This window comes from Pedobacter folensis (genome assembly GCF_056490665.1).
This window is the reverse complement of sequence record NZ_JBWJIF010000003.1, coordinates 837,537-849,935: the sequence shown is the minus strand read 5'-3', so window position 1 is coordinate 849,935 and position 12,399 is coordinate 837,537. Positions and strand designations below refer to the sequence as shown.

General features: G+C 38.1%; 7 protein-coding genes. All 7 read right to left on the bottom strand.

Going from position 1 to position 12,399, the window contains the following annotated elements:
* Positions 1-27 precede the first annotated feature (27 nt).
* From AC04QZ_RS18265 to AC04QZ_RS18235, 7 genes are read right to left on the bottom strand one after another with little or no spacing between them, the layout of a single operon-like run.
* Entirely contained in the window at positions 28-747 is a 720-nt protein-coding gene (locus tag AC04QZ_RS18265) for a fasciclin domain-containing protein (RefSeq protein ID WP_478358925.1), read from the bottom strand.
* A gap of 4 nt (positions 748-751) precedes the next feature.
* On the bottom strand, positions 752-2,269 hold the full coding sequence (locus AC04QZ_RS18260) for a RagB/SusD family nutrient uptake outer membrane protein (RefSeq protein WP_478358924.1): 1,518 nt from the start codon (positions 2,267-2,269) through the stop codon (positions 752-754).
* 18 nt (positions 2,270-2,287) lie between these two features.
* A complete protein-coding gene (locus AC04QZ_RS18255; protein WP_478358923.1) occupies positions 2,288-5,443 on the bottom strand; it encodes a SusC/RagA family TonB-linked outer membrane protein in 3,156 nt (1,051 codons plus the stop codon).
* A gap of 35 nt (positions 5,444-5,478) precedes the next feature.
* The gene (locus AC04QZ_RS18250) at positions 5,479-6,504 is read right to left on the bottom strand and encodes a DUF5007 domain-containing protein (RefSeq protein WP_478358922.1); all 1,026 of its coding nucleotides are present in this window, start codon (positions 6,502-6,504) and stop codon (positions 5,479-5,481) included.
* A 6-nt stretch (positions 6,505-6,510) separates the two neighbouring features.
* Positions 6,511-7,188 (bottom strand): hypothetical protein, encoded by a 678-nt coding sequence (locus AC04QZ_RS18245; RefSeq protein WP_478358921.1) that lies wholly within the window; start codon positions 7,186-7,188, stop codon positions 6,511-6,513.
* Between the two features lie 19 nt (positions 7,189-7,207).
* Positions 7,208-8,803 (bottom strand): RagB/SusD family nutrient uptake outer membrane protein, encoded by a 1,596-nt coding sequence (locus tag AC04QZ_RS18240; protein ID WP_478358920.1) that lies wholly within the window; start codon positions 8,801-8,803, stop codon positions 7,208-7,210.
* Between the two features lie 18 nt (positions 8,804-8,821).
* Positions 8,822-11,812, bottom strand: a complete 2,991-nt coding sequence (locus AC04QZ_RS18235) for a SusC/RagA family TonB-linked outer membrane protein (RefSeq protein WP_478358919.1) — start codon at positions 11,810-11,812, stop codon at positions 8,822-8,824.
* Between the last annotated feature and the right edge of the window lie 587 nt (positions 11,813-12,399).

The following is a 12,399-nucleotide window of genomic DNA, read 5'->3' as shown; positions in this document are numbered from 1 at the left end:
CAGTTCATTTATATTAATAAATATTTGCTATGGTGTTGGCGGCAAAATACCAGATGCTACTACCTGATCTATAAACGTATCGGTATTAAAACCAAGGTTATGTTTAATTTTGGTGAGCACGTGGATTACCCCGTTGTTCGTCTGGATATCAGATGTTGCCACAGGATTATTCTGTAAAGCCACCTGCGGATTGGACAAATCCGGGATATAAGCCAGGTATAACTGGCGGTAACCCGCATATTTCACACCTGCTGCATCGTTAAAAATTGCCCCTACATTCATAATACGACCAGCATATGAAGTGTAGTTCTGGCCCGGATAAGCGATATATGCTAATGTATCGCGTTGAGGGTAATCTTTTAACAGGAATGCACCTTTAAAAATATACTGAGAGAGTGTATTTCTCCAAACTTCAGGTTTAATCTGGCTGAGTTTGGATACCGTATCTTTTCCATTATTTTTTAAATACTGGTTTAATCTTTTAATGCTTTTAAAAACCGAACCACTTGGTGGTGCAAAAAAAGTTACATTTTCTTTATCCAGTATATCATTCATACCAGCCAAATTGATTACAGTAAGTGTGCTATCAAAAAAAGGCTTTTTGTCTTTCATGTAAGCGAGTGTACTTCCGCTATACTTTGGATCGTGCACACCTGTATCGAAATAATATTTTTTACAGCTACCGAAAAGCAACAAAGCAGTTGCCAACAGGAGTAAAATTGATTTATTTTTGTTCTGTATTTTCATATTCTTAGTTCCAAAAGTTATTACCCACTAAATTAGGATTTGCAGCACGCTCTGTTGCACTGATGATTAAAGGCCATGTCCAGGCACCAGCATTAAAATTGCTTACACTAATTACCGCTTTTGAAAATTCGGTATTAATGGCTCTTTTTGTTCTCACAAGGTCGAAGAAAAACTGTCCTTCACCAATGAGTTCCCTGCAACGCTCCCTGTAAATATCATCTTTCAATTCACTTCCTGTTGAAATGAGTGCAGGGGCAGCGGCCGCCAATCTAACCTGGTTTACATAGCCCTGGGCTGTAGCATCATCACTAAGCTCTGCAGCCGCTTCAGCAGCGAGTAACAGCACATCAGGTAAGCGAAAAATAACAGCACTATCATCATTATTTACGGTTAAACTCGATCCTGAACCTGTTGAATAAACGTTAATAAACTTTTTAAACTGAAAAGTATTATTATCCGAATTGGCATTTTCGAACCAGGTGGTAAACCTGGCATCAGGTACTCCCGCCGGAAATAACTTGCCTATATAATCTTTATCATAGGCCATAAAACTAGTCGTTTTACTGATTGCACCCCGATATGGATAATGTGAAAAGAAATACGAATAATTGGCATATGCGACAAATGTTTCGCCGTAGTTATAATCCTGTAGCACACCAAAAAGATTTTCGCTGGTACGGCCTTTAAAAATCCGCATGGTATTTTGTTCGTTAATTGGCAGGAGCGAATAGTTAGTATAGGTAGCCATTTCGGTTCCCAGAGCTACAACTGCTTTGTAATAACCGCTTTTATCGCCGTTATCCCATGCAGCTGCCCACATATTTAAGTGCATTAACAATGCCACTGCACTTGCCCTGGTTGGTCTAAAGCCGGTAAGCGAAACATCGGTATAGGCTGTTGGCAAATCGTTTTTTACGGCGCTCATATCAGCTATACATTTTTTCATTACTTCTACCTGTGGTGTACGTGCATATGATTTACTATTATACGCTTCAGTATAGTAAATGGCATCGCCAAATAACTTACAAATAAACATATAGCTTAAGTTACGCATAAAAACGGCTTCTGCTTTATATCTTTTTCTGTCGGTATCGGATAAATTGCCCGATGGTACATTATCTACTTCATAGTACAAGATATTGCTTGCCGCAATAATATCGTACCAGGCTTTCCAATCCATAATGGCTTTTAACCTGTTATCGTAGGTAGTGCTGGCGGTTGTTACAGACTTTAAGTTGTTATTAATTAAATTATTAAAAACATTGTTTCCACTATTATCAATAGTACCCACTGTTTTAACAAAGTTACCCCTAACATCAAGCGCAGGCATTAATACGCCTCCGCCAACTTTATCCCTAAGTCTGGCATAAATACCGTTGGTAAAACCTTCTACATCTTTTCTGGTCTGCCAGAAATTATTTCCCGATAGCGCATCTATTGGTACTACATTAAGGAATTTTTTACAGCCCGTGCCGATAAACAACAGCCCCATGGCCACGAGTAAATATTTTATATTTTTCATTTTCATCCTGTCAAAAAATTAAAATTCTATGTTTAAGCCCAAAGCAAACTGTTTAGAAATCGGATATCCACCGGCATAATCCCTACCTAAAGCGGTTACGTTTTCAGGGTTTGGACCTGAGTAACGGGTAATGAAGCCAAGGTTAGAAGCGGTAGCGTTGATACTTACCCTGTTCATTCCGAAACGTTGGGTAAATTTCTGATTAAATATGTAGTATACTTTTACTGAGTTTAACTTAAAGTACGAACCATCTTCCTGGAATAAAGTCTGATTAAACCTGTAAGGATTTAATATAGTAGACCTTACAAAATCTAAAGGATTACCATATGTAGCTATATCGCCAGGTGCAGCCCAATAGCTATACTGCGATAGTGGAACAATGTTTCCTAAAGCTGTAGGCGTACCAAAAGAGGCAAACTGCGAAGCCAAACTATTGTTTAAGATGTCTCTCTGAAAGGTAAATGAAGTATTTATTTCTAAACTCCAGTTTTTGTATTGCAAAAGGGAAGTGAAACCACCCGTAACCTGAGGTTGCGAATTACCTGCTATTACCCTGTCATAGTCATTCAATACATAATTACCATCTAAATCGGTAAATATCGGATCACCGGCTTTGAAATAATTCAGTTTAGAATTTGCACCCACACGATAAGGTAAACCAGTAAGCGGATCTACCGGAACCTGTGCATTGGTACTGTAAACACCTTTAGTATTGTACAGATAGTTGGATAATGAGTTAATACCTAAACGATAGTAAATATCCTGACCCAATGCAGCGTCAGTGTATATTTGTTCACGCAATCCATCAGGCAATGCAGCAAGTACCTCACGGTTAATAGCCAGTGTACCACTTAATGTTAACTTAAACGGACTGGTGGTGCTTAAAGGACGTGCCGTAGCCTGGAATTCCCAGCCGTAATTTACGTTACTGATTTCAGTCGATCCAATTTTACTAAATGAATTTGAACTCGATATCGGTTTTTCCCTGAAAATGTTATCGTTCTGTTTGTAATAAGCATCCATCGCTAAAGAGAACTTACCGTTTAAGACACCTATATCGAAACCAGCGTTGTAAGTAGTGGCTTTGGTTGGCTCTAAACTTAAGTTTGGTAAGAAACTTAAATCAGAAATTACGGTATTACTGTTGTTGTAACGGTCGCCACCAAAATATTTACCATAAGCCTGGTAAATATTACCATTTGGTGTAATGTTCGATCCATAACTCAGTCGAATATCTCCAAAATCTAACCAGCTAAGCCCTTCTAAAAAGCGTTCCTTATCAAAATTCCATTTAACCGCTATTGCCGGGTTTTTCTTGTAACCTGCATTCGGACCATTGGTAGAAAGTCCATCTACACGGTAATTGAAATCCAACACATATTTTTGTTTGTAGTTATAAGAAAATGCAGCTGCAAAAGCAATGGTTCTTAAATCGGTATAATCGATTGTTCCACCCAAAGAGGTTAGGTAATCGCTCATATTGGTTAATGGCCCTCTTAACTGATCATTTACTCCCCTATCGTTCAATATGGCATCTGCTTTAAAAAACGAAGCCCTTAACTCAGAGAAAGCAAATATATTGAAGTTGTGTGCATCTTCTCCTGCTTCTTTAATTGCGTAAACATATTGTAACTGGTTACGGTTATACAAGGTAGTAGCCCTGTCGGTATAAGTATAATACTGTGACTGATTTGAGTTCAGTGCAGCCGGCGAAAAATTATCTTTAGTACTCGATACACCGGTATAGTTTAATACCGTACCTAATTTTAAATTAGGCAGAATCTCGTAATCTACATTTAAATTTGCAGTAGTATTCAGAATCTTATTATCGTTATCAGTTGTTAAAGCCCCTAATACAGAGTTAACAGAAGAATATAAAGACGGTGCTGGTAAGAGTGACGATGAACTACCTCCTGTAGCTACACCTGCATTCTGAAGTCCGTTTCCACTTCCTGTTTGTACTTTCTGAACGGAGTTGTTAAACTGCCCGGTGAGTTTAAACTTACGACTTGGAAAATAGATCATGTTCATGTTGAGGTTGTAACGCGACAAACCCGTATTTTCCTGAACACCCTTTTCATCATAAGCTGTTAAAGCCACCTTGTAGTTAAACTGCTGATCGCCACCCGAAACATTAACCGTGTGGGTCTGGTTAAAGGTAGGACGGTAAAAATAAGACTGCCAGTTGGTAGAGTTATTGTAATAGGCATTTAAACTATCGGATAAAAACGGTGTGGAGTTGATTAAATCGATAGCATGGTTATAAGCGGTGTCATAACGTAAAATCTGATCGATTCTTAATAAACGCTCGCCTTTACCACCAATTACCGAACGCAACTGCGGCACGGTTGACATAAAAGCCGCACCATTATAACGTACAACTGGCACTTTAGAGTTACCGCGTTTGGTGGTAATCAAAATTACCCCATAAGCACCTCTAGATCCGTATAGCGATGTTGCTGCAGCATCTTTTAACACGGAGATATCTTCAATATCTTCTGGTGGAATTTGAGAGGCTGGCGAAATACCCGGCCCTGCCTGCTGGAAACCATAAGAGTAATTGGTATTATCGTCAACCGGTACCCCATCAATTACATACAATGGAGAAGTTGGTGTTAAGAAAGAGGCGTTTCCTGAACCTGATACATTGATATTAGAAATACCACGCAAGGTTACACTACCCCTAAAACCCGGAGAACCTGTATTGTTCTGGATGTTTAAACCAGCTACTTTTCCCTGTAGTAATGAAATTACATCACCTGCAGGCTGTCCCTGAATATCCTTACCAGAAATGGTTACTACCGAACCGGTAGTTAGGGTTCTGGTCTTGGTTTGGTAACCCGCCGTAACCTTCACTTCATTTAAGGTCTTACTATCACTATTTAAACTAATCGAAATACTGGTGCGGTTGTTCACCTTTACCGTTGTGGTTTCGTAGCCTACATAACTGAATGTTAAACTGGCATTATTAGCTACCGTAACTCTGAATTTACCATTCATATCGGTAATACCCAGCGAGCTGCCAGCACTTGTAACGCTCACGCCGGGTATGGTTTCTTTTGATTTTGATGAACCATCTGTTACCACACCTGTAACAACAATACGTTGCTGGGCGCTTGCCAGATTCTGGAAACCAAAAATCAATAAAATAACTATGGTGTAAAAATACTTCATTGGAAATATGTTTTGTTTTAGTTTATACTGTTCCATTAATCATTATCAAATTTTGGTTTATCGCGCTTAAACCAGAAGGTTATCTCCCAGTCTCCTTTTTGGTAAATATTAAAGTTGAATGCCAGGAAGCATTGTTGTAGCACATTACCAAAAGCCTGTCTGTTAAACCTGAATACCACTCTGGCCTGATCGCCGGATAGCGTAGTATATTTGGTTGGGTAAGCACTACAAGGAATTGGGTAGGCTACCTCATATTTTACCTTGGTAGCATCTTTAACCATATTAAAACCATGTACCAGATTTGCCCAATCGGTAGCGGCAAACTTATTCGGATCAATTGGATTAGATAAGGTATCTACAAATTTGAAAGTGATACTGTTACCATTTCCTGCTTTTTTGAATAAAACCTGTACATCATCTCTGGTATTCAGTGGCTGTCCACGTAAACCCGTAATATTTAAACTGGTTGGATTAACCGATACAGATGTACCCTGTCCGGTTACCGGATCTAAATTTGAAGGCTCATACGGACGTTCACGTAAAGGACGTAAGCGGAAATTCTGAAAGTACTTCCTGCCACCTGAGTTCGACATTTCTACATCGAAAACATAACCTGAATCAGGCTGTGCCTTAACCATATTCGAGTTCGCAGCAGCCCACATCATAAACTCCCCTGAGTGTGGACGTACTTCGAATAAAGGATGATTTTCAGTCGTTCGTTTAGCTTCGATCTCAGCAATAGACTTCTCTGTTCCATCGTAAGCAGTTTTCCAAACGGTCACCGGATAATTATTAGTAAGTTCTGGAGCAGGCTCGCCATTAAACGTACGCATGTTAACAATTTTGAAATCCAACGGACGGCTTGAGTTACCGTATTGAAAATTATTTGCAAACAAGGTATTTCTTCCCAAAACCGGTTGATACACGTATTGGATATATTGAGAATCGTTGGCTATTGATAACCTTTCATCGGGCAGGTTTTTCTTGCACGAAGATAATGCGATGCCACCTAACAATAAGGTTAAGCTAACTTTTAGTATATATTGAATATTTTTCATCATTCCTGTCTATTTATTCAATCTGTATGTAAATTCATCGAAACCAAAATTGTGTATTGGCGTTAGGATATTAATTGTGGCGTTGTTGGTTTTAATGTTCACCGCATTTGTTGTTGTTGTTACCCAATAATCGGTAAAAATAGAGCCGTAAGTATCACTAAAATTAAGTGTAGCAGCCCCTCCATCAACGTAACCTGCAGAACTCAGTTTTACATATTTCACATGCATCTGATAATCAATTACGATATTTTTAACCAACATTCCATCAACATTATCAATGTAAGCATCAGTAGTTTTATTACCCCTTACAATGTATTTACACAGCATAAATCCCAACTCGTCCCAGTCTGCAGTTGATAAATAAACTGGTACCTTACCTTCGTTTTTACGCGTGATGTTTAAATACTTTACTGCGGCCTCGAAGTTTTTGTTTACCGGTGCAAAAAGTGTTAGCTTTTGGTTGGTTAACGAATCCATCAGGAAAGGGTATCGGTTTAAAACCAATAGTAAAGAGTCAAAAGTCCCTTTTGGTTGTGCCTTTAAATAATCCATAGCCGAACCTCTAAAGGTTTGCTGTGTATTTACATAATCATGATAAGGCGAATCGTCTTTTTTACAAGCCGTAAAGCACAAGGCAATAAGCCCTAAAAGAAAATATGTGCTCTTTTTATATAATAAATTTTTCATTCTAAATCTGATTAGGTGATTATTGCCAGTATGGGTTTTGGGTAATTGATGAATTTGCATTAATTACATCCTGAGATACCGGCCAGTAAATGCCTCCTGCAGCCTCAAACTGTTTAAAGGTCAGTGGGGTACCATTTTTCGTTGTAAAAACACTCTGTGGGTTTTTGATCCTGTTATACCTGATAATGTCATACCATCTCCAGCCTTCGCCCATTAACTCTCTTCTGCGTTCCTGAAAAATCGCGGCAATTAAATCTGGCGTAGATGTTGAAAAACTAATTCCTCTTAACAAACAAGCTCTGTTCAAGGCATTAAGGGCGTCATCTTTCAGACCTAAAACAGCCAGTGCCTCAGCTCTCAATAAGGTAATTTCTTCCATACGGCTAAACACCATTGATGAACTGAACAAAGTCACATTTCCGGAAGTATTGGATGGATAAATTACCTTTACTTTATTGAAAATTGGTCGTTCAGATTCTACACCATAGAAATAATTAGTTCTGTACAGACCTTTTATCGGATCTATGCTAAAACGTAAATCGAGTGGATTTGTAAATGCTTTAAGGATAGTATCTTTTGATACATACATTTCGGGCTGCGATTTCGGTATAAATGGCGAGGCCAGTGTTAACTGCTCTAAATGCCCGTTAGCTGTTGATAAACCGTTACCTGCCTCGAATGGAAAACCCACCATCAGATTTGCCCTTTTATAAGCAAACGGGCTATAGTTATTCTGGTTTTCAGTTAGTGCATTCATATCAATATAATCTAATGGGTTGGCCCCATCTACAAAATATTGGGTAGATTGATTATCCAAAACGAATTTAGAATAGTTGGCCGCATCGATGTAGTTGCCTTGCCATGCAGCAATATGTGCTAACAAAATATAAGCTGATAAGCGGGTAAAAATAATCCCGTTCCAGCTTGGCCAGTTGCCACCATAGTACAAGCCTGGCATAATTGGATCGGTACCGCCATATCTGAAGGGCACTACCTTTGCAGCTGCCAACAGCTCGTTGGTTGCAAATGCAAGCACCTTTTGTTGTGGTGAACGACCTAGTTTTACAAACTCTCCATCGTGCGATGAGGTAAGTAAAGGCACATCACCCCAGATCCTGGTCATGTAAAAATAAGCAAAAGCCCTTAGCATCCTGGCTTGCGCCACATCCACATCGTTGTTAATTTTGGTGTAACGCGGATCAATTGCCTGTATTTCTTTCGATCTTTCGATAAAAAGGCTGGCTGCATTTATCGCTGCATAATAAGGTCTCCAGTTGGTGATCCTGTTAATTACAGGATAAGAGGCATTTAATTGTCCGTTTACAATGGCCTTTAAATCTGCCCGGTTGGTAATGGTAAAATCACCTTGTCTTAAATCGCCCATTAACCAATGCGCATTGTCAGCAACGGTAGCCGAACGGAGCAGCCCGTATATTGATAACAAATTGGCTTTGGCATCTTCGAGCGTTTTCCAGTTGGTTTCTTCTGTTGCTAATCTTGTTGATTGTACATCATCAATCTTTTTGCAAGAAAAATTCCCAAAAGTAATCAGTAGTACAAAAACTGCGATAGCCGTTTTGTAAAACATGTTCTCTTTATTGATTGTGTAATTCATGTTAATGCTATAATTATTTTATAAATCCAATTTAAAGCCCAGTACAAATGTTCTCGGAATGGTTAAATTGGCGCCATCATAATATCCGTTGTAATTCACCAGCTCAGGATCTACACCAGAAAACTTAGTAATGGTGAAGAGATTCATCGCTGTAGCATATAAGTAAGCTCTTCTTACAGCTGAAGCTGAGCCTGATTTTTTGAAAAGTGAAGTTTTACCAAAATCGTAGCCTAACGTTACCGACCTTAATTTTACGTAAGAAGCATTTTCAAGGAAAAGATCCTGGTCTGTTCTATAAGCATCAACATCACTCCATGGATTGTAAATAGGATAAGTTTTTTCGTTATCGAATATCTGCCACGAAGAAACCTCTTTAACCGAATTGATATCGTTACCAGCCTCACGGTTAATAAAACCATAACGTGTGGCTTCGTACTGGTTAATGGCTTTTTGTCCAAGTGCGAATATGAAGTTGAAATTCAGGTCGAAATTTTTATAAGCAACTGTATTGTTCCATCCACCAACAAATTTTGGCAACCGATCACCAGTTAACACTTTATCTTTATTATCAACACGGTTATCGCCGTTGTAGTCAGCCCAGTTCGGGTCGCCCGCTTTTAAAGGAATACCGTTAAATGTTCTGCCTGCAGGTACTTCAGCATTGGTATTGTAAATGCCGTTATTAGTATACAGCCAGAAACTACCAACTGGTTTACCTACAACCAATTTATCATTACCGCTAATTAATTCGGTTAAGCCATTTGGCAATGCGGTAAGTTTATTTTTATTGTAGTTGAAGTTCACTGTAGTATTCCAGCTAAGTCCTTTAGGATTAGTGATTACCAAAGCGTTTAACATCAGCTCAAGGCCCTTGTTATTGATATCCATGCCCGACTGGTAGTTAAGACTGTAACCAGTTTCGAAAGGTACCGGTACACCAATAACCTGATTTTTATTGTCGCGGTTGTAAGCGGTAATGGCTGCATTAACCCTATTGTTCAAAATTGAACCATCTAAGGTAATGTTGATCCTGTCAGCATATGGCAACTTTATTCCGTAGCCGATAAAACCACTATCGTATGGTCTGTTAATTCCTAACTTACCACCGTAACCTGGAATGGTAGGCTCTTCAAACCATCCGTTTTCTGAACGGTATTGCGGACCCGCAGCATATCTGTCATCCAAAAAGATCCTTATATTTCTGCCCCATCCTGCACTCAGGTGTAAGCTGCTGAAAAAAGAATTGCTTTTTAAAAATTGCTCTTTAAGGTTAAAAGTCGCGTTAAAAGCTGGTGTAGTCACCCAACGGCTATCTGGCTGACCATTTGATGAGCCATCTCTACGTAGCAAAACATTCACATCAAGTAAATTTTTATAACTGTATTTCGCGGCACCATAAAAAGACATCAAATTATTACGCTCTTTATCAATGTATCTGAATACATAAAAACCTCCTGCTGCAAGCGTATTTAAATAATCCTCATCTCCGGAGTTACCATCAACCAGGTTTAATTTTACATAATCGTTTGGTCCGTTATAAGCCCTGGCATAGTTATATTTATGCGTATCGCCTTGAAAACTCTGACCAATTTCGAAATTAACAGTATGTTTTTTGTTGATCTCATACTTATATGAGGCAGTGTTGTTGATCATTAAACGTTGGCTGTAACCAAAATAATTTGATACATAACTTACGCCATCCATTAAAGTAGATGGTGTAAAATAATCCCTTACGCCTTCATTATAATCGAATATTAAGCTTGATGAAAGTGTGAGTTTGTTAATTTTAGCAGTTAAGCTTAAATTACCATTCAAAGTATTGGTGCGGTTATTATCTACGCTTTTATCATTTTCTTCCAGAAAACTTTCGTAAATCGCTGCATTAGGAGATAAAGGACTGGTTAAATCCGGAATATACCTTGTTTCAGCAAAACGATCTCTTAAACTCCTGTTCCGGTTACGGTCTAAACGAGCTGCGTTTACGTTACTTGAAACGGTTAACCACTTAAACGGGGCCATATTAATACCAAAAAACAGGTTATACCTATTAATGTTGGTCGCATCGGCATTGCCCGCATTTTTCGTACCTGAACCATAAAACCTGAAATTTGCCCGGTCACCACCACCGGTAATACCTAAATCAGCCGAGTAAGTTGGCGTTGTGTTATAATAGATATCATTCCAGTTTGATGGTCCATAATATGCGGTATTGGTAGAATCTCTTAAATAAGAGGCATAACCAGCATAATTTTCAGCAGTTGCATATTTTTGGTAAAAAGGTTTCCTGAAATTATTTTCATAAACTCCGTTTACCGTGTTTACACTTGGTGGCGTAACATAACCAAAATAAGAGTTTAAACTAATATCCCTCAAGCCTGCTCTTGCACTTTTTGTGGTGATGTAAATGGCACCATTCGCTGCATTTGGTCCTAGTTTAGCCAGTTCAAATGGGTCTTTAATTACCGAGATAGATTGTATATTATCTATACTGATCTGAGAAAGTAAATTAGTAGCAGGACCAATCCTGTTAAAATCATATTTCTGTACATCAAAAGCAAAGGGATTATCGGCAACTAAAGGCACACCATTTAAATAAATAGCCGGCTGTAATGCGTAAATATCCTTTTTAGTAAATAACTGGCCTGATGCACCCTGTATAATTATGCTTTGCTCAGTACCAGGCTCACCATTTGGCTCCTGTACATAAACTCCAGCCAAATTACCTTTGATAATTTGCTGTAATGATAAATTCGGAACAGGTGTTGACGAACGGATGTTAATTGTATCGCGTACTGTTTTAAATTTCTGTAATGCTCTAACCATTTGGCCAATTGTATCGGTTTTAATGGAATAAGCGGACGAATCTTTTTTGGCTTTAGTGGTATCTTGCTGAAAAACAAAATAACTACCATTAGCCGTTTTAAGCCATGCCTCGTGGGCACATAAAGATTGTGATCCAAAAACAGATAAAAACAAGGCAATACAAACGCTTGTATAAATTTTAACCATTTTATTAGTTTAATTAAAAGTTTAAGTGTTTAAAGAAGAAACTCGATTGTTAAATGCGATTAAGAAATTATCTCTATTTGAGATTTTGGGCAAAAAAATGCCTGAAGACAAAAAGTAAAATTTTTGATCATGGGATGTGGTTTAGGGTGATTAATATTAATTCTTAAAGCAATATATATTGCCCAGAATGATTAGTTTTTGTTTGTTTGCTTATTTTACCCTGGTTAGGGGGTTATTATTTTATTTATTCATTATTCCCTGTTAGTTTAACAGTTTTTTTGCTCGTAATACTAAAATAAAATATCGGCTCGTTATTATTTGGTAATGCAAGTTATATATTAAGAATACTTGATTTTTATTTTTCTTAACGCAAACGTTTGCTTAAAAAATGCGTAATATGTAAAGCAATAAAAGGCTATAACGCTTAAACAGTGGCACTAATCTGCTGATTTCTATAATTTTTATAAACGATATTCTAATAACGAATAAGGACTAAGAAAAATAGTAGGGATGATCGTTTGATTCATCAAAAAAAATAACCCGTCACTGTTACATTTATACGCACTTATACGCTGGAATGCTTTACC

What these genes read in the sequence shown, in the direction of transcription:
- AC04QZ_RS18265 (WP_478358925.1), bottom strand. Translation starts at nt 747, where the DNA reads ATGAAAATACAGAACAAAAATAAATCAATTTTACTCCTGTTGGCAACT.
- AC04QZ_RS18260 (WP_478358924.1), bottom strand. Translation starts at nt 2,269, where the DNA reads ATGAAAAATATAAAATATTTACTCGTGGCCATGGGGCTGTTGTTTATC.
- AC04QZ_RS18255 (WP_478358923.1), bottom strand. Translation starts at nt 5,443, where the DNA reads ATGAAGTATTTTTACACCATAGTTATTTTATTGATTTTTGGTTTCCAG.
- AC04QZ_RS18250 (WP_478358922.1), bottom strand. Translation starts at nt 6,504, where the DNA reads ATGATGAAAAATATTCAATATATACTAAAAGTTAGCTTAACCTTATTG.
- AC04QZ_RS18245 (WP_478358921.1), bottom strand. Translation starts at nt 7,188, where the DNA reads ATGAAAAATTTATTATATAAAAAGAGCACATATTTTCTTTTAGGGCTT.
- AC04QZ_RS18240 (WP_478358920.1), bottom strand. Translation starts at nt 8,803, where the DNA reads ATGAATTACACAATCAATAAAGAGAACATGTTTTACAAAACGGCTATC.
- AC04QZ_RS18235 (WP_478358919.1), bottom strand. Translation starts at nt 11,812, where the DNA reads ATGGTTAAAATTTATACAAGCGTTTGTATTGCCTTGTTTTTATCTGTT.